Genomic DNA, 22,146 nt, shown 5'->3' with positions numbered 1-22,146 from the left:
GCCGCCTCGAGCCGATCGCAAGCTAGCTGCCGCGGGGTTGCGAATGTTAGAACCCGCAGCATCCGTCAAGCATGCGTGATTCGCGGCGTCCAGCGCCGTGCAATTCCAGGAACCCTCCAGGACCCCATTATATGTCTGACGCTTCGTCGCCCGCGACCGCTACTGCTCCCGATATGCTCGAACTCGCCGCGCTGTTGTGCTCGCGGGTCTGCCACGATCTCATCAGCCCCGTGGGCGCCATCGTCAACGGGCTCGAAGTGCTCGACGACGATCCCAAGCCCGAGGACCGCGAGTTCGCGCTCGACCTGATTCGCAAGAGCGCCAAGACGGCCTCCGCCCGGCTCCAGTTCTGCCGTCTTGCCTTCGGTGCGGCCGGCTCCTCCGGCGCGCAGATCGATCTCGGCGATGCCCAGACCATGGCGAAAGGCCATATCGAGGACGGCAAGTGCTCGATCACCTGGAATCTGCCGCGGCTGCTGCTGCCGAAGAACCGCGTCAAGCTGCTGCTCAACATGCTGGTCGTCGCCCAGCACACGATCCCGCGCGGCGGCATGCTGACGGTCGATCCGGTCGGCGAGGGCGAGGCGATGAGCTTTCGCATCACCGCGACCGGACACAATGCGCGCCTGCCGCAGAACATCTCCGAGCTCCTGAGCGGCGAGCGCGGGCCGGCTGCGGATGCGCATGCGATCCAGCCTTACTATACGCGGCTGCTCGCGCAGGCCTGCGGGCTCACCGTGACGCTCAGGCCGGAAGGCGAAGCGATCATCGTTATCGCTTCGTAAACGCGAAGCGTCGCTCGCGAAGCGTTAATCCAATCTTTACGAGGCGCTTCGGCTTGTCCGGAGCGCCTTATCTCTTTGTTGGTTCCGTTCTTTTGCACATACTCAACCAATATTAAACGCTTTGCGGTGAAGCTGGCCCCATTCCGAAATGGCGCATCACGCCTCGTGCGCGCCCTTCCTGTATGAAGGCCTGTTTTCATGGATGATCTGTTGCGGGAGTTTCTGACGGAGACCAGCGAGAGCCTGGACACCGTGGACAATCAGCTGGTGAAGTTCGAGCAGGAGCCGAACAACGCCAAGATCCTGGATAACATCTTCCGCCTGGTCCACACCATCAAGGGCACCTGCGGCTTTCTCGGCCTGCCGCGGCTGGAAGCGCTGGCGCATGCCGGCGAGACCCTGATGGGCAAATTCCGTGACGGCATGCCTGTCACCGCCGAGGCGGTGACGGTGATCCTGTCCTCGATCGACCGCATCAAGGAGATTTTGGCCGGCCTGGAGGCAACCGAGGCCGAGCCTGAAGGGAACGACCGCGATCTCATCGACAAGCTGGAGGCCATGGTCGAGCAGGGCATGGCCGCCATGTCAGGCTCGGCGCAGCCGATGCCGGCCGGCACCCCCGTTGCCGATGCGCCGCCGCTGGCGCCCGACGCCCCGGCCGCGGCGCCTGCCAAGGAGATGACCACGGGCTCGCTGGTCGAGCAGACCCTGGAGCGCCCGCTGCGTCCGGGCGAGGTCTCGCTCGACGAGCTCGAGCGCGCCTTCCGCGAGACCGCGATCGAAGCGCCGGTCGCCGCGCCCGTGGCCAAGACTGAGGTCAAGGCTGCACCTGCGCCGGCTGCCGAAGCCGCCGTTGCCAAGGAAGCCGCAAAGGCGCCCAAGGAGAAGGCCGCGAAGAAGTCGATGGCCGACGAGACCGCGGGCGAGGGCGACCGCATCGCCAACCAGTCGATCCGCGTCAACGTGGATACGCTGGAGCACCTGATGACCATGGTCTCCGAGCTGGTCCTGACCCGCAACCAGCTCCTGGAGATCTCCCGCCGCAACGAGGACACCGAGTTCAAGGTGCCCTTGCAGCGCCTCTCCAACGTCACCGCCGAGCTGCAGGAGGGCGTCATGAAGACGCGCATGCAGCCGATCGGCAATGCCTGGCAGAAGCTGCCCCGCATCGTCCGCGACCTCTCATCCGAACTCGGCAAGCAGATCGAGCTCGAGATGCACGGCGCCGACACCGAGCTCGACCGCCAGGTGCTCGATTTGATCAAGGACCCGCTCACCCACATGGTGCGCAACTCCGCCGATCATGGCCTCGAGACCCCCGCCGAACGCCTCGCCAGCGGCAAGGGCGAGCAGGGCACCATCCGCCTCTCCGCCTATCACGAGGGCGGCCACATCATCATCTGCATCGCCGACAACGGCCGCGGCCTCAACACCGAGAAGATCAAGGCCAAGGCGCTTTCCTCAGGTCTCGTCTCCGAGGCCGAGCTGGAGAAGATGAGCGAAGCCCAGATCCACAAGTTCATCTTCGCGCCGGGCTTCTCCACCGCGGCCGCCATCACCTCGGTCTCGGGCCGCGGCGTCGGCATGGACGTGGTCCGCACCAATATCGACCAGATCGGCGGCACCATCGACATCAAGAGCGTGGCCGGCGAAGGAAGCTCCGTCACCATCAAGATCCCGCTGACGCTCGCCATCGTCTCGGCGCTGATCGTCGAAGCCGCCGGCGACCGCTTTGCGATTCCGCAGCTCTCGGTGGTCGAGCTGGTGCGGGCCCGCGCCAACTCCGAGCACCGCATCGAGCGCATCAAGGACACCGCGGTCCTCAGGTTGCGCAACAAGCTGCTGCCGCTGATCCACCTCAAGAAGCTGCTGAAGATCGACGACGGCGCCGCCAGCGATCCCGAGAACGGCTTCATCGTGGTCACCCAGGTCGGCAGCCAGACCTTTGGCATCGTCGTCGACGGCGTGTTCCACACCGAAGAGATCGTGGTGAAGCCGATGTCGACCAAGCTGCGTCACATCGACATGTTCTCCGGCAACACCATTCTGGGCGATGGCGCGGTGATCATGATCATCGATCCCAACGGCATTGCGAAGGCGCTCGGCGCCGCCGGCTCCTCGGCCCATGACATGGGCGACGAGAACGGCGCCCATCACATCGGCTCCGGCGAGCAGACCACCTCGCTCTTGGTGTTCCGCGCCGGCTCGTCGCAGCCCAAGGCGGTCCCGCTTGGCCTCGTCACGCGCCTGGAAGAGCTGCCCGCCGACAAGATCGAGTTCAGTAACGGCCGCTACATGGTGCAGTACCGCGAGCAGCTGATGCCGCTGGTCGCCATGGACGGCGTCACCATTGCCAGCCAGGGCGCCCAGCCGATCCTGGTGTTCGCCGACGACGGCCGCTCCATGGGCCTCGTCGTCGACGAGATCATCGACATCGTCGAGGAACGGCTCAACATCGAGGTCGGCGGCTCCTCCTCCGGCATTCTCGGCTCGGCCGTGATCAAGGGCCAGGCCACCGAGGTGATCGACGTCGGCCACTTCCTGCCGATGGCGTTCGCCGACTGGTTCACCCGCAAGGAGATGAAGCCGTCGCTGCACTCGCAGTCGGTGCTGCTGGTCGACGACTCAGCGTTCTTCCGCAACATGCTGGCGCCGGTGCTGAAAGCCGCCGGCTACCGCGTCCGCACCGCGCCGACCGCGCAGGAAGGCCTGGCCGCCCTGCGCGCCCAAAACTTCGACGTGATCCTGACCGACATCGAGATGCCCGACATGAACGGGTTCGAGTTCGCGGAAGTCGTCCGCTCCGACAACAACCTCGCCGCGACGCCGATCATCGGCCTCTCGGCGCTGGTGTCGCCGGCGGCGATCGAGCGCGGCCGGCAGGCCGGCTTCCACGATTACGTCGCCAAGTTCGACCGTCCCGGTCTGATCGCGGCGCTGAAGGAGCAGACCGCGGGCGCCGCCGGCGCCTCCGAGCTGAGCCGGGCCGCGGCGTAAGCAGGACAGGGATCAGGAGACACCGAGATGAGCAAGAAGACCCAGTCCGCTGAAGGCGCCATGGTCGAGTACGTCACCGCGATGATCGGCGGCCAGCTGTTCGGCCTGCCGATCTCCCGCGTCCAGGACGTGTTCATGCCCGAGCGCGTCACCCGCGTGCCCCTGTCCTCGCGCGAGATCGCGGGCGTCCTCAACCTGCGCGGCCGCATCGTCACCGTGGTCGACATGCGCGCCCGTCTCGGCCTGCCCAAGGCCGAAGACGGCAAGGTGCCGATGGCGGTCGGCGTTGACCTCCGCGGCGAATCCTACGGCCTGCTGATCGACCAGATCGGCGAGGTGCTGCGCCTGCCCGAGGCCGGCATGGAGGAGAACCCCGTCAACCTCGACCCCCGCATGGCCAAGCTCGCCGGCGGCGTCCACCGCCTCGACGGCCAGCTCATGGTCGTGCTCGACGTCGATCGCGTCCTCGAGCTCGCGCCCGAGATGATGGCAGCCTGATACGGCGGCACTGCCGCCGGCGAGCTCGCAATTGGAAGTATCCCCGCAAAGGGGAGGAAGCAGAGGTTCACATGCGAACGTGTCTCGTCGTTGATGATTCCAGCGTCATCCGCAAGGTTGCGCGCCGGATCCTGGAGGGGCTCGACTTCCAGATCCTCGAAGCCGAGGACGGTGAGAAGGCGCTGGAGGCCTGCAAGCGCGGCCTGCCCGATGCGGTGCTGCTCGACTGGAACATGCCGGTCATGGATGGCTACGAGTTCCTCGGCCATCTCCGCCGCATGCCCGGCGGCGACCAGCCGAAGGTGGTGTTCTGCACCACCGAGAACGACGTCGCGCATATCGCGCGCGCGCTGCACGCCGGCGCCAACGAGTACATCATGAAGCCGTTCGACAAGGACATCGTGACGGCGAAATTCCAGGAAGTCGGCCTGATCTGAGCGACCGCCCGGAGGCTGAACGGATCCTTCGGCGCTTGTTTTCAACTGAACCGTTTCAGTCTGAGTTGGTGAGTAATGAGTGTTGCGTTCGCAGGTAATTCGACCACGGGCACGTCGCGCGAAGCCGGACCTTTGCGGGTAATGATCGTCGACGATTCCGTCGTCATCCGCGGTCTGATCTCGCGCTGGATCGGTGCCGAGCACGACATGGAGGTCGCGGCGTCGCTGCGCACCGGGCTCGAGGCGGTCAACCAGCTCGATCGCATCAATCCCGATGTTGCCGTGCTCGACATCGAAATGCCCGAGCTCGATGGCCTCTCGGCACTGCCGCAACTGCTCGCCAAGAAGCGCGATCTCGTCATCATCATGGCTTCGACGCTGACCCGCCGCAACGCGGAGATCAGCTTCAAGGCGTTGTCGCTCGGCGCGGCCGATTACATTCCCAAGCCGGAATCGACGCGTGAGGCGTCGGCCGCAGACATTTTCCATCACGACCTGATCCAGAAGATCCGCCATCTCGGCGCGCGGCTGCGTCGCAAGTCTGCGGTTGCGAGCCCGCCGCTGGCGCCCGCGAGCCCGGCTCCCGTTGTCCGCGGTCCTGTTGCGCGGCCTGCCGCGCCTGCGCCCGCTCCGGCCGTGCATGCCCCCTCGTCAGGATCGCTAGCGACACGTCCGTTCTCGACCCAGGCGCCGAAGGTGCTGCTGATCGGCTCCTCGACCGGCGGTCCTCAGGCGCTGATGGCGCTCGTCACCGAGCTCGGCCCCGTGATCGATCGCTTCCCGGTGCTGATCACCCAGCACATGCCACCGACCTTCACCACCATCCTCGCCGAGCATCTGGGGCGTACGAGCCGCCGGCCGGCGGCCGAGGCGGTCGACGGTGAGCCGGTGAAGCCGGGACGGATTTACCTTGCTCCGGGCGGCAAGCACATGCGTGTCGCGCGCAGCGGCGCTGACCCGGTGATCGCGCTCGACGACGGCCCCGCCGTCAATTTCTGCAAGCCTGCGGTCGATCCGCTCTTCACCTCCGCCATCGACGTCTGGCACGGCAACATCCTCTCCGTGATCCTGACCGGCATGGGCTCGGACGGGATGCGCGGCGGCAAGGACATCGTCGCGGCCGGCGGCAGCGTGATCGCGCAGGACGAAGCCTCCAGCGTGGTCTGGGGCATGCCGGGCGCGGCGGCCAATGCCGGCATCTGCGCGGCGATCCTGCCGCTCAACCAGATCGGCGCCAAGGTCAACCGCCTGTTCGCGGGAGACCGCTCGTGACACCCGCAGATTACGACTATCTGCGCAAGTTCCTGAAAGAGCGCTCCGGTCTCGATCTCTCCGCCGACAAGCAATATCTGGTCGAGAGCCGGCTGCTGCCGCTCGCCCGCAAGGCAAGCCTTCCCGGCATCCCCGATCTCGTTCTGAAGATCAGGAACGGCGACGGCCGGCTTGCGACCGACGTGGTCGAGGCGATGACCACCAACGAGACCTTCTTCTACCGCGACAAGATCCCGTTCGATCATTTGCGCGACACCATCCTGCCGGGCCTGATCCAGGCGCGCGCGGCGCGCAAGTCGCTTCGCATCTGGTCAGCGGCCTCCTCGACCGGGCAGGAGCCCTATTCGATCGCGATGTGCATGAAGGAGATGGGCGCTGCTCTCGCCGGCTGGCGCGTCGAGATCGTTGCCACCGACCTGTCGCAGGAGGTGCTGGAGAAATCCAAGGCCGGCGTGTACAGCCAGTTCGAGGTACAGCGCGGCCTGCCGATCCAGCATCTGGTGAAATACTTCACGCAAGTGGGCGAGCTCTGGCAGCTCAACGCCGACATTCGTGCCATGGTGCAGTTCCGCCAGCTCAATCTGCTGCAGGACTTCTCCCATCTCGGCACCTTCGACGTGATCTTCTGCCGCAACGTGCTGATCTATTTCGACCAGGACACCAAGGCGGTGATTTTCGAGCGCATGGCGAAGGCGATGGAGGCGGACGGCACGTTGCTGCTTGGCGCCGCCGAATCCGTCGTCGGCATCACCGACGCGTTCCGCCCGGTCGCCGATCGCCGCGGTCTCTATCAGCTCAACCCCGCGCGTTCCGGCCGTCCGATGGGCGGATTGATGCCGCAGCCGCTGAAGCTCGCCGCGGCGAGGTGAGATGCTTCTCGTCATTCCGGGGCCGCGCGTAAGCGCGGAGCCCGGAATCCATAATCACAGGACATCGAGATAGGCAGGCGGTTGGATGTGGGCCATTCCATCCGCCTGGGGTTATGGATTCCGGGCTCGCGACTGCGTCGCGCCCCGGAATGACATTACAAAATTGCATGCGGCAAAAACCGCGAGCGGTTGCCTGTGATCGGGCTCTCGTCCTCGCGGATCGACAGGCCGCAGGGCTCGTGGTTCACCAGCCAGCTTCCGATCACCGGATAAAAGCCCGAAAAGTTCGGCAGCGGTGACAATGCCTGGCGCACGAAACCTTCGGCGCCGTAGGGCCCTGCCTGCTCGTCGAGCTGCATGCCGCCGGACACCAGCGTGACATTGGCGCCTTCGCGCGACAGCAGCGGCTTGCGCACATAGGACGAGCCGAGCTCAGCGGCGCGCGGATCGTCCTCGAAGAAGGCCGGCAGCAAATTGGGATGATTCGGAAACATCTCCCAGAGCAGCGGCAAGATGCCCTTGTTGGAGAGCACCGCCTTCCACGGCGGCTCGATCCAGCGCGTCGGCGCATCCTTCAGCTTGGCGCCGAAGGCGTCCTGGAGCATCCATTCCCAGGGGTAGAGCTTGAAGGCGAGCGCGATATCGTTCTCGTCAACATCGACGAAGCCGCCGGTCTCGTCGCGCCAGCCGACCTGTTCGATGTCGAGCAGCGTCGTCGAGAGTCCGGCCTGGCGCGCGGTGTCTTCGAGATAAGCGAGCGTGCCGGCGTCTTCCTCGTTGCCGGTGATCCCGGTAAGATGGACGGGACGACCGCCAGCGATTTCCTTCCAAGCTGCGATCAGCCGCTCATGGATGGAGTTGAACTGGTCGGCGCGCGAGGGGATGACGCGGCGTTCGATCGCCTGTTCGAGCCAGGTCCATTGGAACACCGCGGCCTCGAAGATCGAGGTCGGCGTATCCGCGTTGTATTCGAGCAGCTTCGCCGGCGACTTGCCGTCGAACCTCAGATCGAGCCGGCCGTAGAGGCTGCGGTCGTCGCGCTTCCAGCTCTCGGCGATCAGGCTCCAGAACGCTTCCGGAATCTTCAAGCGCTGCAAGAAGCGCTCGTCGCCGATGACGCGGCCGGCAAGATCGAGGCACATCGCGTCGATCTCGCCGGTCGGCGTCTCGATGCCGCGCTCGATCTCGTCCAGCGTGAAGCCGTAATAGGCGCGCTCGTCCCAATAGCGCTCGCCGTCGATGGTGTGGAAGACGAAGCCGCATTGCGCCGCGGTCTCTCGCCAGTCGTCGCGCTCCAAGCAAGTGATGCGTTGCATGGTCAACCCCCGCCGGAGAAGCCATGGCCGAACGAGCCGAAGCCGCCACGGCTCACGCTGCTGTGGCCGGAATCCGACGACGTGCCCGACGAGGAATGGCTCGATGAATCGCTCTCGAAGAAGCTCGATCGCGACGACCAGCGCGAGCTGCTGCCGCCCGACGAACTGCTGCTGCTGCTGGTGGTGCAAGTCGTGGTCGTCTGCCCCGGCACGGCGCTGGGGGAGGGCTCGCAGGTCTGCCGCGGCATCAAGGTGTAGGCGGTGGTGCCGACGGCGATCGTACCCATCACCAGCAGCGCGACGTGGCCGGAGCGCTTCATCGGCGGCCGCGAGAGCGGCGGCTCGGCCACCGGCCGGCGCTTGCCGAACTCGTTCTTGGCGGGTTTGTCGGCCATGTCAGTAGATCATGCTGGCGGCGTTGAGCAGCCCCGCGGCGAGCGAGGACAGGCCGAGCCAGATCGCCGGGGCAAGCTCGCCGGCGGAGATCCGCTCCGAGAGGTTGGGGACCGGGACCTTGATGAGGAAGAACACGATGACCTGCACGATCAGCGCGATCGTCGCCCAGATCAGGCAGTCCAGCACGTTCGCCGAATGCGCGATGGCGCTGACCAGCGGCGCCACGAAGCCGAGCAGGCTCAGCCCGAGCGCGATCGCCGCGGCCGGCTCGTTGTCGCGGATGAGCTGGAACTCGTTATGGGCCGTGATGCGGGTATAGACGAACAGATAGGCCACGATCGCGATCAGCCCGGTGCAGAAATAGACCAGGAAGGCGGGCAGGCCGGCGAGTGATTGCAGGATCATCGTTCCCCCATCGTGCAGCGACCATTCGTCGGCAGGGGAAGGCTAGTGGTTCAAACGTTAAGCTTCGGATGAAGCCTCACCCCAAAAAACGAAAACCCCGCCATTTGCGGCGGGGTCCAGGCTGGGAGGAGCGAGCCTGACTGGGCTCGCGAAACCCCTAAGATCAGGCGGGGATGCGCTCGTCGGCCTCGTGCGGCTCGCGCAGCACGTAGCCGCGGCCCCAGACGGTCTCGATGAAGTTGCGGCCCTCGGAGGCGTTGGCGAGCTTCTTGCGGAGCTTGCAGATGAAGACGTCGATGATCTTCAGCTCGGGCTCGTCCATGCCGCCATAGAGATGGTTGAGGAACATTTCCTTGGTGAGGGTCGTGCCCTTGCGCAAGCTGAGCAGCTCCAGCATCTGATATTCCTTGCCGGTCAGATGCACGCGCTGGCCGCCGACTTCCACCGTCTTGGTGTCGAGGTTGACGACGAGGTCGCCGGTCTGGATGACCGACTGGGCATGGCCCTTGGAGCGGCGCACGATCGCGTGGATGCGGGCCACCAGCTCGTCCTTGTGGAAGGGCTTGGTCATGTAGTCGTCGGCGCCGACGCCGAGACCCTTGACCTTGTCCTCGATGCCGGCGAGGCCGGAGAGGATCAGAATCGGTGTCTTGATCTTGGAGACCCGGAGCTGCTTGAGCACGTCGTAGCCGGACATGTCGGGCAGGTTGAGGTCGAGGAGAATAATGTCGTAATCGTATAGTTTACCGAGATCGACGCCTTCTTCCCCCAAATCGGTCGTGTAGACGTTGAAGCTCTCCGACTTCAGCATCAGCTCGATCGACTGCGCGACGGCGCTGTCATCTTCAATCAGCAAAACGCGCATGCCAGTTCCCCATAGTCGCCGCTCCTGGGCGTCAGGTCGGCCGCATTCGCGGCACTCAACAAAACGCCTTTGAACAACTGATTCGGATCCTGACAACAGATGGTTAACAAAGTCTGATTCTGGAACGCAAGTCCCCCCGGTGCAATTTTTGTCGAATCGCCCTAAGGTCTTGCGGGAGAAGCAGCTTTCGTTACCCGATTCCGTTCAAGCTCCACTTTAAGAGACGGGCCTAACCGACTCCCGCGACTCAGCCTTCTTCTGAAGGGGAGTCACGCTCAGTCTCAAAGACAGTGACGCAATGATTAATGATGCGGGTAAACACGAAGTTAAGCGCCGTTCAGAAATATGGCGAAACTTAAGGTTTCCACCGTGATGTCCCGGGATCACCAAAGGCGACCATCTCATGAGGCCCCTCATATGAAGGTGCGCTGCCGATGAAGGCCCCCCTATGAAGGCGCTGGCCGAACAGATCGGCGACATCGACGGCATCAACATCTATGGCCGCGTCGTCGGCGTTCGCGGTCTGATGGTCGAGGTGGCCGGCCCGATTCACGCGATGTCGGTCGGCGCGCGGCTCGTGATCGAGACCGGCGCCAACCGCACCATTCCCTGCGAGGTGATCGGCTTCTCCGGCAACAATGCCGTGGTGATGCCGTTCGCCGGCCTCGAGGGCGTGCGCCGCGGCTGCAAGGCGGTGATCGCCAACGCCGCCAATCAAGTGCGGCCATCCGCGGCCTGGCTCGGCCGCGTCGTCAACGCGCTGGGCGAGCCGATCGACGGCAAGGGGCCGCTGCCGCAAGGCTCTTCGCCGATGCCGTTCCGCAATACGCCGCCGCCTGCACATTCGCGCAAGCGCGTCGGCAGCCCGCTCGATCTCGGCGTGCGCGCCATGAACACCTTTCTCACCTGCTGCCGCGGTCAGCGCATGGGCATCTTCGCAGGTTCCGGCGTCGGCAAGTCGGTGCTGCTGTCGATGCTGGCGCGCAACGTCGATGCCGATATCAGCGTCATCGGGCTGATCGGCGAACGCGGCCGCGAGGTGCAGGAATTCCTTCAGGACGATCTCGGCGAGGAGGGCCTCGCGCGCTCGGTCGTTGTGGTCGCGACCTCCGACGAGCCGGCGCTGATGCGCCGCCAGGCGGCGTACCTCACGCTCGCGGTCGCCGAGTACTTTCGCGACGAGGACAAGGACGTGCTCTGCCTGATGGACTCGGTGACGCGCTTTGCCATGGCCCAGCGCGAGATCGGCCTGTCCGCCGGCGAGCCGCCGACGGCCAAGGGCTACACGCCGACCGTCTTCACCGAGTTGCCGAAGCTCTTGGAGCGTGCCGGGCCGGGACTGGGCGAGGGCGCCATCACCGCGATCTTCACGGTGCTGGTCGACGGCGACGACCATAACGAGCCGATCGCGGATGCCGTGCGCGGCATCCTCGACGGCCATATCGTGATGCAGCGCTCGATCGCCGAGCGCGGCCGCTACCCCGCGATCAACATTCTCAAATCCGTCTCGCGCACCATGCCGAAATCGGCCGATCCGCAGTTCTGGCCCGTCATCCTGCGGGCGCGCCAGGTGATGGCGACCTATGCCGACATGGAGGAATTGATCCGTCTCGGCGCCTACCGCGCCGGCTCCAGTCCCGAGGTCGACGAGGCGATCCGCCTGAATGAGCCGCTGGAAGCCTTCCTGCGCCAGCGCAAGGACGAAAAGGCATCGCTCGCGGAGGGCTATCGCCAATTGGCGCAAATCCTCGGCAATTTGGAAACGGAACGCTAACTTTGTCCGGTCATCATCCGATCCCACAGAGTAGCAGAGCCGGTCTGGGCCCCCTTCGGGCCCGTGGGGTGACCGGTATCGTCCCACGTGCAGCGGGGGGACTTCTGGGGAGTACGAGTCGATGAAGTCACGAGATACCCTCATCCGCCTGAAGAAATTTCAGGTCGACGAGAAGCGCCGCCGGGTCACCCAGATCGAGACCATGATCGCCGACTTCCAGCGCATGTCGGTCGATCTCGAACGCGAGATCCAGACCGAGCAGGAGCGCGCCGGGATCAACGATCCCTCGCACTTCGCCTACCCGACCTACGCCAAAGCCGCGATCCAGCGCCGCGAGAACCTGACCCGTTCGGCCGACGAGCTCAGGGGCCAGCTCGAGGAGGCCAAGGCCGCACTGGCCGAGGCCTTCGAGGAGCTGAAAAAGGTCGAGCTGCTCGACGAGCGCGACCAGGCCCGCGAGCGCGCCGAGGAGAACGCCCGCGAGCAGGCCGACCTCGACAGCATCGGCCTGATGCGTGCCCGCATCGGCGCCGTCGCCTGAGCCGCTAGCGCCAGACCATCCAGAAATTCCAAAACCCGGACCCGCAAGGTCCGGGTTTTCGCATGTGCTGTCCACAGTGTGGCGCCGCGCCCCTTGGTGGTCGGCTTGGCCGCGCGCTATGGTAGCGGGGATGAATGCTGTGCCAGCGACGGCGGTGACCACCTCTCCCTTGGGAGAGGTCGGCGCGGAGCGCCGGGTGAGGGGTAACGGTCTCCCGTCAGCCCTGCGCCCCCTCACCCGATTTGCTGCGCAAATCGACCTCTCCCCGTCGGGGAGAGGTGAAGGGAAGCGACTGGGCCGCGTTTCAGGGGGCTGAATGCTGACGCCAGCAGAGCTGGTCGGGTTGATCGAGGCGGTGGCAAAGGGCGATCAGGCCGCGTTCGAGCGCCTCTACGCCGCCACGCGCGCGAAACTCTATGGCGTCGTGCTCCGTATCTTGCGCAGGCAGGATCTCGCGGAGGAGGTCATTCAGGAGACTTACGTCAAGATCTGGAACAGCGCCGGCCAGTTCAATCCGGCCCTGTCGTCGCCGATCACGTGGATGGCCTCGATTGCGCGCAACCGCGCGATCGACATCGTGCGGAAAAAATCGGAAACCTCCATCGAGGAAGAGCCTCAGGCGATGGAGGTGGCGGCCGAAAGTCCCGATCCGCTGGCGCGCCGCGAGATGACCGAGGAGCTGAAGCGGCTCCTGGAATGCGTCGGCCGGCTCGAGCCGGACCGTCAGAGGCTCGTGCTGCTCGCCTATTACAACGGCTGGAGCCGCGAGCAATTGGCGGAGAAATTCGCCGCGCCCGTCAACACGGTGAAGACGTGGCTGCGGCGCAGCATGCTGGAAATCCGGGAGTGCCTCGGACTGTGATCGCTTGGATGATGAGGGTGGTTCTGGACTGCAATTGATGGCCTACACGGAGGACCATATCGCGCTCGCCGCGGAATACGCGCTCGGTACGCTCGGCGCCGACGAGCGCGCGCAGGTCGAGACCATGATGGCGGTGGACCCGGCGTTCGCCGAAATCGTGCAGGCCTGGGCCTATCGGCTCGGCGTGCTCAACCAGATGGTCGGCTCGGTCGAGCCGCGTCCGATCGTGTGGGAGAACATCAGGGCGGAGATCGCGCGCACGGCCGCCGCGCAGGAGCAGCCCGTGCGCGTCGAGGCTTCGCCGCCGCCGCCACCTGTGCCCGACTCGTTCTCGCTGGGACCTGCGGAGCCTCCGTCCGAGAGCTCGCAGCCGCTGGAGACGCTGCAGCCCGAAGCCGGGCCGATCGAGGCGCCGCATCCCGAGCCTGATGCGCTTCCGGACATCGCGCCGCAATTCATCCCGCAAGTCCATGCTCCGGATGCCAACGTCGTCCGTGCGCCGCAGCCGCCGGTGGTCGACGACAGCAATGTGATTCGTCTCGAGGGCCGGGTGAAGCGCTGGCGCAATGTCGCATCCGCAATCGGCGCGCTCGCCGCCGCGCTGCTCGTGACGCTGTCGCTGCAGATCTTCCTGCCCGAGGCGCTGCCGGGCGCCTTGCGTCCCGCGCCGCGCATCCAGACGGTCGAGGTGAAGACGCCGGCGGCGCCGCTCGCCGCCTCCGCGCAATATGTCGCGCTGCTGCAGGGCCAGGGCGGTGGTCCCGCCTTCATCATGACGATCGACGGCGCGACGCGGAATTTCACGGTGCGCAAGGTCGGCGCGACACCGGAGCCCGGGAAGAGCTTCGAGCTCTGGCTGATCTCGGACAAGCTGCCGCGCCCGCGCTCGCTCGGCGTCATCGGCGCCAGCGATTTCACCGCGCGTCCGCTGCTCGCTTCCTACGATACCGAGGTCATCAACGGCGCGACCTACGCCGTCACCGTCGAGCAGGCCGGCGGCTCGCCGAACGGCCAGCCGACCTCCGCGCCGGTGTTTTCCGGCAAGCTGATCGAGACCGTGCCGCCGTCCCAACCGCAGGCGCCCGCGCAAAAATAGGGGCCGCGGCGACTGTCGCCACGGTCCGTCCCACCGTCGCATCCCGACAAATGCCCCTGAATCCGCCCCCGATTTGAACCTCCGCCCGGTCCGCGGCGTCAAATTCCCGGAATTTGCACGCGGTGATGCCGGAAAGGGCGAGAAATCAGATGGATGCAGCGAGAACGCCGGGCATCTTCGTTCACCAATATACCGGCCTGCCGCACGGTGCGGCCTTCGAACATTGGCGCGAGCGGGCCGTCGGTCCGTGTGGCCTCGATATCGGGCCGAGCCATGGCGACAGCATCGATTGCCGGCTGCAGATCAGCGTCGTCGACAACATCGCGCTCGCCATTGCCGAAGGCGCCTCGGCGCAATATTCCCGCACGCAGAGCCACCTTGCCGACGGCAGCGACGATCTCGTGCTGATTTCGGCCCATGCGGGGCTCGTCCGCGTCGGGCAGAACGGCCACACCGTCGAGCTCGCGCCCGCCCAGATGGTGCTGGTCGACATGAGCGTGACCGGGACAGTCGGCCACACCGAGGCAGACCGCTTCACCACCATTCGCATGCCGCGCCGTGCGTTGCTCGACATCAGCCCGCGTGCCGAGGACAAGCTCTCGCAGGTGCTCATCGACGGCGCGGTCGCCGAGACCATCTTCCGCTACCACGCGCTCGCCGCCAATCACGCGCCGCATCTCGATGCGGTCGGCCAGCGCCTGACCGCGCAGCACATGGTCGATCTCGTCGGTCTCCTGCTCGGCACCGATGCCGAGCATGCAAGCCGCGCCCGCGGCCGCGGGCAGGCGGCGGCCCGCCTCGATCTCATGCGCGCCGACGTGATGGCCGCGCTCGGCCGCAACGATCTCTGCCTCGCCGAAGTTGCGACGCGCTCGGGCTTGAGCCCGCGCCAGGCCCAGCGCCTGTTCGAGCAGGCCGGCACGACCTTCACCGAATTCGTGCTGGAGCAGCGCCTGCTCCAGGCACGCAAGCTGCTCGGCGATCCCCGCGCCAGGATGCGCAAGATCAGCGACATCGCGCATTCCTCCGGCTTCTCCGATCTGTCCTACTTCAACCGCGCCTTCCGCAAGCGCTTTGGCGCGACGCCGTCGGAACTGCGCGAGGCGTAGATCGCAGGTCTGTAGGAAGGTCGTCATTGCGAGCGCAGCGAAGCAATCCAGTCTGCCCCAGCGGAAAGACTCTGGATTGCTTCGCTGCGCTCGCAATGACGGTGTATGTCGCACCAGGTCGTCCTCAAGCTGCGCTCCGCTTCGCTCCACCCATCCCACGGCCGCGTTGCGCGAAGCGTAGATCGCGATTTCGTGTTGGCGGCGCGGGCGCTGCCGCATTTGGTCGCCGCCCGCTGTTGAGCTAGTCTGTCTCTGCGGGCAGGCCGCAGGTAATCCTCGGGAAAGTGCAGTAGGCGGAGATGGCGCGTATCGTCGTGCTCGGCGCCGGGTTTGCAGGCTTGTGGGCGGCCATCGGCGCTGCGCGCAAGCGCGAGGAGATCGGCGCAAGCGAGCGCGACATCGAGATCCATCTCGTCGACCGCAATCCCTATCACAACATCCGCGTGCGCAATTACGAGGCCGATCTGGCCGAGGTCGCGCTTCCGCTTCCGCAATTGCTCGATCCGATCGGTGTCAGCCACGGCCTCGGCGAGATCGAAGCCATCGATCCGGCCCGGCGCGAAATCTCGCTCGTCACCAGCGCCGGCGAGGAGACGCTGTCCTATGACCGCCTCGTGCTGGCGCTCGGCAGCGAGGTGATGCGCCCCGACATTCCCGGCCTTGCCGCGCATGGCTTCGACGTCGACAGCTATGCCGCGGCGCTCCGCCTCGAAGATCATCTGGTTTCGCTCGGACGCAGCGCGCCGTCTGTCGGCCGTTCAACGGTGGTTGTGGTCGGCGCCGGCTTCACCGGCATCGAGGTCGCGGCCGAAATGCCGGCGCGGCTCGCGCATGCGGGCATCACCGGCAGCCGCCGCATCATCCTGGTCGATTCCAATCCGAGCGTCGGTGCCAGCATCGGCGCGCATGCGCGTCCCGTCATCGAGACGGCCCTGACCTCACTCGACGTCGAGATGCGGCTCGGCGTGCGCGTCGCCTCGGTCGAGGCGGCCGGCGTGCATCTGAGCTCGGGCGAGTTCATCCCGGCGCAGACGGTGATCTGGTGCGCAGGCATGCGAGCAAGTCCTTTGGCGGCGAGCTTTCCGGGCGGGCGCGATCGCCTCGGGCGTCTGCTGGTCGATCCCTTCATGCGGGTTGCGGATGTCGGCGGCGTGTTCGCGGCAGGCGATGTCGCCTCGAGCGTGATCGACGGTCTGCATCCGACCGTGATGTCCTGTCAGTTCGCCCGTCCCATGGGCCGCTTCGCCGGCCACAACGTCGTCGCCGATCTCGTCGGCCTGCCCATGCTGCCGCTGCGGATCGACTGGTACGTCACCGTGCTCGACCTCGGCGGCTGGGGTGCGCTCTATACGGAAGGGTGGAATCGCGAGGTCCGCGCCACCGGCGCCGCGGCAAAGGCGACCAAAGAGACCATCAACCGCAAGCGCATCTATCCGCCGCTGACCGGCCGCAAGGACGAGCTGTTCGCCGCGGCCGCGCCGACCGTGCAAGCGCCGCCGCCGACGTATGGGGGGAGGTAGTTTGACAGGCAGGGCCCTGCCGCTTGCTCCGTCATTGCGAGCGCAGCGAAGCAATCCAGAATCTTTCCGCGGAGGCAGTCTGGATTGCTTCGCTGCGCTCGCAATGACGAGTTTGACGCGCGTGCGCTCGCAATGACGAGGTACCCCAGACATGGGAAAGCGCCCGTGGGGGGCGGGCGCTTTCTGTAGTCGACTTGGGGTTGGGGTCGTCTACATATCCACGTGGCGACTTTGGGGGGCTGGTAAAGAGCCGCGTGAATTCAGAAAACTCGTCAGATCTCCTTAGCGAACGAGGGACGCGTTCGAGCTGGTGACAACGACCGGCTTGCCGGCCTTGATGACGCGGGCGGTCTGGGTCAGGCCTTCATCCGAACCCGAGCGTGCCGTGATGCCGAGGCCTGCCAACGCGATCCCTGCGACGAGGGCGACGACCACGACTTTCAAATGGGTCGCGCGATCTGCGCTGTAGATCGAGTGGTTCATGGAAGCCTCCTGCCGCCATCTACCCGAAGTAGTCGCCGGCCGCTTCAGGCAGGTTCATACTTCCGGTGCCCAACAACCTAGTATTGGGTGGAATCGTTCCCAAGAGGCCATCACAAGAGCGTGATAGGACGTGAAAGATCGCGATCAAAAGCGACCTTCGATCGTCGTTTTATACAATTATTTCAAAGCTGTAATGTGCCTGTGGCCCGACTTTTGGGCGCTTGGTCGACAAAGCGCCAGGAACTCAAAAACCATTTGCCTGTGACTGAAAAACACACGGCTTCTTAAGGCAAATCAGATGCTTCCGACCGTTTTCAGCCTCGCCCTGGGGTGGATTTCGGCCTGCGACAGCACGGTGGTCTGGGCCCGGAACCGTTCCACCAGGGACCGCACGAAGGGCCGGATGGACGCGGAGGTGACCAGCACGGGCGCCTCGCCCTCGCGGGCGGCGCGCTCGAAGGCCTCGCGCACGGCGGTCATGAATTCCGACAGCTTCGACGGCTGCATCGCAAGGCTGCGCTCCTCGCCCTGGCCGATGATGGATTCGGCGAAGGCCTGCTCCCATTTCGCCGAGAGCGCTATCAGCGGCAGATAGCCGGCGTAGGAGGTGTTCTGCGCGCAGATCTGCCGCGCCAGCCGCGCGCGGACGTGCTCGACCATGGTGGCGGGGTTGCGCGAAAAGGCGAGCGAATCCGCGATGCCTTCGAGGATGGTGGAGAGATCGCGGATCGAGATGCGCTCGGCGAGCAGCAGCTGCAGCACGCGCTGGATGCCGGAGACCGTGACCTGGCCCGGCACGATGTCCTTGACCAGCTCGCTCTGCTCCTTCGGCAGCTCCTTGAGCAGCTTCTGCACCTCGCCGTAGGACAGCAGGTCCGACATGTTGGCCTTGAGCAGCTCGGTGAGATGGGTCGACAGCACGGTCGCGGCGTCGACGACGGTGTAGCCCTTGAGGGAGGCCTCTTCCTTGAGGCTGGCATCGACCCAGGTCGCGGGCAGGCCGAAGGTCGGCTCGGTGGTGTGGATGCCGGGCACCTGCACCTGGCTGCCGCCGGGGTCCATGACCATGAACTGGTTCGGCCAGATCTTGCCGGTGCCGGCGTCGACCTCCTTGATCTTGATGATGTAGGTGTTGGCCTCGAGCTGGACGTTGTCGAGGATGCGCACCGCCGGCATCACAAAACCCATCTCGATCGCGAGCGAGCGGCGCAGCGCCTTGATCTGCTCGGTGAGGCGATCGGTGCCGTCGGGCCCGTTGACCAGCGGCAGCAGCGCATAGCCGAGCTCGATCTTGAGGTCGTCGATCTTGAGCGCGGCGGAGATCGGCTCTTCCGCCGCGGCAGCGCCCGGAGCGCCCGGCGTTCCCGGAGCGGGTGCGGCCATGGCGGCCTGCTCGGCCTTGATGGCGGTCTTCTTGTGGTTGCGGGCGTGCCAGGCCAGCGCGCCGGCGCCGGCGCCGAGCGCGAGGAAGGGAATGGTCGGAATGCCCGGCAGCGCCGCCAGCACCAGCATCACCGCCGAGGACATCGCCAGCGCCTGCGGATAGCCGGAGAACTGCTTCATCAGCGCCTTGTCGGCGGCGCCGGAGACGCCGGCCTTGGAGACGAGCAGGCCGGCCGCGGTGGAGACGATCAGCGCCGGCACCTGGGTGACGAGGCCGTCGCCGACGGTCAGCAGCGTGTAGGTGCGGCCGGCGTCGGCGAAGGACATGCCCTGCTGCGCGACGCCGATGATCATGCCGCCGACGACGTTGATGAAGACGATCAGGAGGCCGGCGATGGCATCGCCGCGGACGAACTTGGAGGCACCGTCCATGGCGCCGAAGAAGCCGCTTTCGTCCTCCAGCTCCTTGCGCCGTTCCTTGGCGACCTTCTCGTCGATCAGGCCGGCGGAGAGGTCGGCGTCGATCGCCATCTGCTTGCCGGGCATGGCGTCGAGGTGGAAGCGCGCGGCGACTTCGGCGATGCGGCCCGAACCCTTGGTGATGACGACGAAGTTGACGATGATCAGGATGGCGAAGACGATGATGCCGATGACGAAATTGCCGCCCATCACGAAGTTGCCGAAGGCCTCGATGACGTGACCGGCCGCAGCCGTGCCCTCGTGCCCGTGCGACAGGATCAGGCGGGTCGAGGCCATGTTGAGCGACAGGCGCAGCATGGTCGAGATCAGGAGGATGGTCGGGAAGGCGGAGAATTCGAGCGGCGCCTGGATGAACAGCGACGTCATCAGGATCAGGATCGAGAGCGTGATCGAGATCGCCAGGAACAGGTCGAGCACGATCGCGGGCAGGGGCAGGATCAGCACCACCAGGATGGTGAGGATGCCGAGCGCCAGCGCGATGTCGCCGCGCTTGAGGACGGTGACGATGTCGTTGAGGGAGGGGATGCCGGGCTTGGCGTTGCCTACGCCCTGTCCCGCGGTGACGTCGACCATGGTAGCTGCCTCCCCGCGCGACTGCCGTCCGCGCGCCCCAAACGTCTGCGCGGCGGCCGATGGGCCGCCGTTCCGAAAGTGAGGCACCGCACTGGCGTCCACGGGGTTCCTCCCGTTCTACGCGGCCGACGACACTCGACTTCACCCGGCAATTTTTGCCCGGTGTATGGTTAGCAAAGGGTTAACGGAGGGGTGGGAAGGGGTGGACCGGTGTGTTTCGGGGTGTCATTCCGGGGCGATGCGGAGCATCGAGCCCGGAATCCATCGGGTCGCAGGTATGGTGGTGAAATGGATTCCGGGCTCGCGCCAAGGGGCGCGCCCCGGAATGACAGCGGAAGCTACTTCGCCTTCTCCATCTTCGTCACCGTGTAGCCCGACGACGCCTCCTCGGCCTCGAAGGTCACCTTGTCGCCGACCTTCACCTGCTTGAGCATCGCCGCGTCCTTGACGCGATAGACCATGGTCATGGGGTCATCCATGCCGAGACTCTTCGCCGGTCCGTGCTTGAGCGTGATCTTGCCGGCGCCTTCGTCGATCTTCTTCACTTCGCCGCTGATCGAAGCGCCTTCGGCGGCGAGGGTTGCGGTCGCAAGGCCGGCGGTCAGCGCCAGCGCGGCCGTGATATTGATGATGCGGTTCATGGGAATCTCCTTTCGCGTTACTTCACGGTGACCTGGCCGACCATGCCGTACTCGCGGTGGTCGGGAATGAGGCACGAATATTCGAACGTGCCGGGCTTGCTGAACTTCCAGAGGATCTCGGTCGTCTTTTTTGGTGCAAGCCGCACCGCATTGGGATCGTCGTGCTCCATGTGCGGATGCTTCTTCATCTCGACTGCATGCGCGAGATTCTCTTTCGTCGTCGCGAGCAGGAATTCGTGGTCTTCCTTGCCGACATTGCGCAGCACGAAGCGGATCTGCTCGCCGCGCTTCACCTCGATCTTTGCGGGCGTGTAGTCCATCTCGTTCATCAGAATCTCGATGGTTCGTGCGGGCTTCTTGGGATCGCCGGGCTCGCCGGCCGAATAATTTCCGTGCCCGTGCTTGTCGTGAGCAAAGGCCGGTGCGGTCGAAAGTGCAGCCAGCGCGAGGGCGAGCTTGATCGTGATCTTCATCGTAGTCTCCAGTTGGTGGTTCATCGAAACGCTCACATCTTGTGCTTCATCGGCGCCCTGCCGGGTTTGTGCCGTGCCGGCTCCGTGGCGGGTGCGGCCACTTCGTAGGCGACGGTGCCTTGCGGGAACTTGTACGGACCGGGATCGCGGTAATCGTCGCGCGCGAGGTCTTCGCGGATCTTCATCACCGTGAACATGCCGCCCATCTCGATCGGGCCGAACTGGCCGGTGCCGGTCATCATCGGCAGCGTGTTGTCGGGCGCGGGCATCTCCATGTTGCCCATCGCCATGCCGGTCGAGCCCATGGCCATGCCGTCAGGCGCGAGCTTGCCGACGGCCTTGGCGAGGTCCTTGCGCGACACGCCGATCAGGTTGCGCACGTCGTGTCCCATCGCGTTCATGGTGTGGTGCGACTTGTGGCAGTGGAACGCCCAGTCGCCGGGATTGTCGGCGAGCACGTCGAACACCCTGATGGCGCCGACCGGCACGTCGGTGGTCGTCTCCGGGATCTGCGCGCTCTCGGCAATCCAGCCGCCATCGGTGCAGGTCACCGCAAAGCTGTGGCCGTGCAAATGGATCGGATGGTTGGTCATGCTGAGATTGCCGATGCGCACGCGCACCTTGTCGCCGAGCCTGACCGGCAGCGGATCGATGCCGGGAAAGACCCGCGCGTTCCAGGTCCACATGTTGAAGTCCGTCATCTCGTTGACGTGCGGCAGATAGGTGCCGGGGTCGACGCGATAGGTGCTCATCACGAACACGAAGTCGCGGTCGACGGCGCGGAAGTTCGGATCGCGCGGGTGCACGACGACCATGCCCATCATGCCCATCGCCATCTGCACCATCTCGTCGGAGTGCGGGTGGTACATGAAGGTTCCGCTCTTCTTCATCTCGAATTCGTAGACGAAGGTCTTGCCGGGCTCGATGTGCGGCTGGGTCAATCCGCCGACGCCGTCCATGCCGCTCGGGATGATCATGCCGTGCCAGTGCACGGTGGTGTATTCGGGCAAGCGGTTGGTGACGAAGATGCGGAGCTTGTCGCCCTCGACGGCCTCGATGGTCGGGCCCGGCGATTGCCCGTTGTAGCCCCACAAATTCACCTTCATCCCTTCCGCGAACTCGCGCACCACCGGCTCGGCGACGAGATGGAATTCCTTCCAGTCGCCGTTCATGCGGAACGGCAGCGACCAGCCGTTCAGCGTGACCACGGGACGATAATCCGGGCCGCTGGTGGGGTGCAGCGGCGGCTGCATCACCACCTTGTCCATGGTGGCGGCTTCCGGAATCGAAGCGGCCTGGACGCGGCCTTGAATGGCCGATGCGCCGACCAGCGCGGCGGTGCTCAAAAATCCTCGGCGGGAAAACATCTCA

21 protein-coding genes are annotated in these 22,146 nt (G+C 65.4%); 12 read left to right on the top strand and 9 right to left on the bottom strand.

Annotated features, from left to right (window positions below):
• Nucleotides 1–131: 131 nt before the first annotated feature.
• From chpT to ACNJYA_RS33475, 6 genes are all read left to right on the top strand, one after another.
• Nucleotides 132–785: a histidine phosphotransferase ChpT gene (chpT, locus tag ACNJYA_RS33500; protein WP_212260414.1), complete on the top strand. Its 654-nt coding sequence runs from the start codon at nt 132–134 to the stop codon at nt 783–785.
• 198 nt (nt 786–983) lie between these two features.
• Entirely contained in the window at nt 984–3,782 is a 2,799-nt protein-coding gene (locus ACNJYA_RS33495) for a hybrid sensor histidine kinase/response regulator (RefSeq protein ID WP_439401482.1), read from the top strand.
• A 27-nt stretch (nt 3,783–3,809) separates the two neighbouring features.
• Nucleotides 3,810–4,280, top strand: a complete 471-nt coding sequence (locus ACNJYA_RS33490) for a chemotaxis protein CheW (RefSeq protein ID WP_260382291.1) — start codon at nt 3,810–3,812, stop codon at nt 4,278–4,280.
• A 71-nt stretch (nt 4,281–4,351) separates the two neighbouring features.
• Nucleotides 4,352–4,717: a response regulator gene (locus tag ACNJYA_RS33485; RefSeq protein ID WP_007600538.1), complete on the top strand. Its 366-nt coding sequence runs from the start codon at nt 4,352–4,354 to the stop codon at nt 4,715–4,717.
• Nucleotides 4,718–4,792: 75 nt separating this feature from the next.
• A complete protein-coding gene (locus tag ACNJYA_RS33480) occupies nt 4,793–5,989 on the top strand; it encodes a protein-glutamate methylesterase/protein-glutamine glutaminase (protein ID WP_260382292.1) in 1,197 nt (398 codons plus the stop codon).
• A complete protein-coding gene (locus ACNJYA_RS33475) occupies nt 5,986–6,858 on the top strand; it encodes a CheR family methyltransferase (protein ID WP_172789633.1) in 873 nt (290 codons plus the stop codon). Before ACNJYA_RS33480 ends, ACNJYA_RS33475 begins: the two co-directional genes overlap by 4 nt.
• A 155-nt stretch (nt 6,859–7,013) precedes the next feature.
• Here ACNJYA_RS33475 and ACNJYA_RS33470 read toward each other — a convergent pair whose 3' ends face one another.
• The 4 genes from ACNJYA_RS33470 to ctrA all read right to left on the bottom strand — a co-directional run bounded on the left by ACNJYA_RS33470 (nt 7,014) and on the right by ctrA (nt 9,840).
• Nucleotides 7,014–8,174, bottom strand: coding sequence for a glutathionylspermidine synthase family protein (locus ACNJYA_RS33470; RefSeq protein ID WP_439364546.1), 1,161 nt, complete (start codon nt 8,172–8,174; stop codon nt 7,014–7,016).
• 2 nt (nt 8,175–8,176) lie between these two features.
• Nucleotides 8,177–8,569 (bottom strand): hypothetical protein, encoded by a 393-nt coding sequence (locus ACNJYA_RS33465; RefSeq protein ID WP_439364545.1) that lies wholly within the window; start codon nt 8,567–8,569, stop codon nt 8,177–8,179.
• Between the two features lies 1 nt (nt 8,570).
• Nucleotides 8,571–8,975 carry a DUF350 domain-containing protein gene (locus tag ACNJYA_RS33460; protein ID WP_172789636.1) on the bottom strand — a complete coding sequence of 135 codons (405 nt, stop codon included), beginning with the start codon at nt 8,973–8,975 and terminating at the stop codon, nt 8,571–8,573.
• Nucleotides 8,976–9,138: 163 nt separating this feature from the next.
• On the bottom strand, nt 9,139–9,840 hold the full coding sequence (ctrA, locus tag ACNJYA_RS33455; RefSeq protein ID WP_016848562.1) for a response regulator transcription factor CtrA: 702 nt from the start codon (nt 9,838–9,840) through the stop codon (nt 9,139–9,141).
• 448 nt (nt 9,841–10,288) lie between these two features.
• On the opposite strand from ctrA, the gene fliI reads away from it, so the two are divergent.
• The 6 genes from fliI (at nt 10,289) to ACNJYA_RS33425 (ending at nt 16,742) form a co-directional block, all read left to right on the top strand.
• Nucleotides 10,289–11,614 carry a flagellar protein export ATPase FliI gene (gene fliI / locus ACNJYA_RS33450; RefSeq protein WP_439364544.1) on the top strand — a complete coding sequence of 442 codons (1,326 nt, stop codon included), beginning with the start codon at nt 10,289–10,291 and terminating at the stop codon, nt 11,612–11,614.
• A gap of 121 nt (nt 11,615–11,735) precedes the next feature.
• Nucleotides 11,736–12,155, top strand: a complete 420-nt coding sequence (gene fliJ, locus ACNJYA_RS33445; RefSeq protein WP_172789638.1) for a flagellar export protein FliJ — start codon at nt 11,736–11,738, stop codon at nt 12,153–12,155.
• Between the two features lie 316 nt (nt 12,156–12,471).
• Nucleotides 12,472–13,017 (top strand): sigma-70 family RNA polymerase sigma factor, encoded by a 546-nt coding sequence (locus ACNJYA_RS33440; RefSeq protein WP_172789639.1) that lies wholly within the window; start codon nt 12,472–12,474, stop codon nt 13,015–13,017.
• Between the two features lie 37 nt (nt 13,018–13,054).
• Nucleotides 13,055–14,113, top strand: a complete 1,059-nt coding sequence (locus tag ACNJYA_RS33435; RefSeq protein ID WP_439364543.1) for an anti-sigma factor domain-containing protein — start codon at nt 13,055–13,057, stop codon at nt 14,111–14,113.
• Nucleotides 14,114–14,262: 149 nt separating this feature from the next.
• Nucleotides 14,263–15,222: a helix-turn-helix transcriptional regulator gene (locus ACNJYA_RS33430; protein ID WP_172789641.1), complete on the top strand. Its 960-nt coding sequence runs from the start codon at nt 14,263–14,265 to the stop codon at nt 15,220–15,222.
• 299 nt (nt 15,223–15,521) lie between these two features.
• Nucleotides 15,522–16,742, top strand: coding sequence for an NAD(P)/FAD-dependent oxidoreductase (locus ACNJYA_RS33425; RefSeq protein ID WP_439364542.1), 1,221 nt, complete (start codon nt 15,522–15,524; stop codon nt 16,740–16,742).
• Nucleotides 16,743–17,024: 282 nt separating this feature from the next.
• Here the strand turns inward: ACNJYA_RS33425 and ACNJYA_RS33420 are convergent, their stop codons facing one another.
• From ACNJYA_RS33420 to ACNJYA_RS33400, 5 genes are all read right to left on the bottom strand, one after another.
• Nucleotides 17,025–17,225 (bottom strand): hypothetical protein, encoded by a 201-nt coding sequence (locus tag ACNJYA_RS33420; protein ID WP_172789643.1) that lies wholly within the window; start codon nt 17,223–17,225, stop codon nt 17,025–17,027.
• A 294-nt stretch (nt 17,226–17,519) separates the two neighbouring features.
• A complete protein-coding gene (flhA, locus tag ACNJYA_RS33415) occupies nt 17,520–19,661 on the bottom strand; it encodes a flagellar biosynthesis protein FlhA (RefSeq protein WP_172789644.1) in 2,142 nt (713 codons plus the stop codon).
• A 338-nt stretch (nt 19,662–19,999) separates the two neighbouring features.
• On the bottom strand, nt 20,000–20,302 hold the full coding sequence (locus ACNJYA_RS33410; RefSeq protein ID WP_172788126.1) for a copper-binding protein: 303 nt from the start codon (nt 20,300–20,302) through the stop codon (nt 20,000–20,002).
• A 17-nt stretch (nt 20,303–20,319) separates the two neighbouring features.
• Nucleotides 20,320–20,775: a cupredoxin domain-containing protein gene (locus tag ACNJYA_RS33405; protein WP_439364541.1), complete on the bottom strand. Its 456-nt coding sequence runs from the start codon at nt 20,773–20,775 to the stop codon at nt 20,320–20,322.
• Between the two features lie 32 nt (nt 20,776–20,807).
• Nucleotides 20,808–22,142 carry a copper oxidase gene (locus ACNJYA_RS33400; protein WP_212260449.1) on the bottom strand — a complete coding sequence of 445 codons (1,335 nt, stop codon included), beginning with the start codon at nt 22,140–22,142 and terminating at the stop codon, nt 20,808–20,810.
• Nucleotides 22,143–22,146: the final 4 nt, after the last annotated feature.

This window comes from Bradyrhizobium sp. BLXBL-01 (genome assembly GCF_051853025.1).
GTDB lineage: Bacteria > Pseudomonadota > Alphaproteobacteria > Rhizobiales > Xanthobacteraceae > Bradyrhizobium.
This window is presented reverse-complemented; position numbering and strand designations above follow the sequence as displayed.

Coding starts and splice junctions, on each gene's coding strand:
- ctrA (WP_016848562.1), bottom strand. CDS start 9,840: ATGCGCGTTTTGCTGATTGAAGATGACAGCGCCGTCGCGCAGTCGATC.
- flhA (WP_172789644.1), bottom strand. CDS start 19,661: ATGGTCGACGTCACCGCGGGACAGGGCGTAGGCAACGCCAAGCCCGGC.
- ACNJYA_RS33430 (WP_172789641.1), top strand. CDS start 14,263: ATGGATGCAGCGAGAACGCCGGGCATCTTCGTTCACCAATATACCGGC.
- ACNJYA_RS33460 (WP_172789636.1), bottom strand. CDS start 8,975: ATGATCCTGCAATCACTCGCCGGCCTGCCCGCCTTCCTGGTCTATTTC.
- ACNJYA_RS33435 (WP_439364543.1), top strand. CDS start 13,055: ATGGCCTACACGGAGGACCATATCGCGCTCGCCGCGGAATACGCGCTC.
- ACNJYA_RS33495 (WP_439401482.1), top strand. CDS start 984: ATGGATGATCTGTTGCGGGAGTTTCTGACGGAGACCAGCGAGAGCCTG.
- fliJ (WP_172789638.1), top strand. CDS start 11,736: ATGAAGTCACGAGATACCCTCATCCGCCTGAAGAAATTTCAGGTCGAC.
- ACNJYA_RS33470 (WP_439364546.1), bottom strand. CDS start 8,174: ATGCAACGCATCACTTGCTTGGAGCGCGACGACTGGCGAGAGACCGCG.
- ACNJYA_RS33405 (WP_439364541.1), bottom strand. CDS start 20,775: ATGAAGATCACGATCAAGCTCGCCCTCGCGCTGGCTGCACTTTCGACC.
- chpT (WP_212260414.1), top strand. CDS start 132: ATGTCTGACGCTTCGTCGCCCGCGACCGCTACTGCTCCCGATATGCTC.
- ACNJYA_RS33440 (WP_172789639.1), top strand. CDS start 12,472: ATGCTGACGCCAGCAGAGCTGGTCGGGTTGATCGAGGCGGTGGCAAAG.
- ACNJYA_RS33480 (WP_260382292.1), top strand. CDS start 4,793: ATGAGTGTTGCGTTCGCAGGTAATTCGACCACGGGCACGTCGCGCGAA.
- ACNJYA_RS33425 (WP_439364542.1), top strand. CDS start 15,522: ATGGCGCGTATCGTCGTGCTCGGCGCCGGGTTTGCAGGCTTGTGGGCG.
- ACNJYA_RS33400 (WP_212260449.1), bottom strand. CDS start 22,142: ATGTTTTCCCGCCGAGGATTTTTGAGCACCGCCGCGCTGGTCGGCGCA.
- ACNJYA_RS33485 (WP_007600538.1), top strand. CDS start 4,352: ATGCGAACGTGTCTCGTCGTTGATGATTCCAGCGTCATCCGCAAGGTT.
- ACNJYA_RS33410 (WP_172788126.1), bottom strand. CDS start 20,302: ATGAACCGCATCATCAATATCACGGCCGCGCTGGCGCTGACCGCCGGC.
- ACNJYA_RS33490 (WP_260382291.1), top strand. CDS start 3,810: ATGAGCAAGAAGACCCAGTCCGCTGAAGGCGCCATGGTCGAGTACGTC.
- fliI (WP_439364544.1), top strand. CDS start 10,289: ATGAAGGCGCTGGCCGAACAGATCGGCGACATCGACGGCATCAACATC.
- ACNJYA_RS33420 (WP_172789643.1), bottom strand. CDS start 17,225: ATGAACCACTCGATCTACAGCGCAGATCGCGCGACCCATTTGAAAGTC.
- ACNJYA_RS33465 (WP_439364545.1), bottom strand. CDS start 8,569: ATGGCCGACAAACCCGCCAAGAACGAGTTCGGCAAGCGCCGGCCGGTG.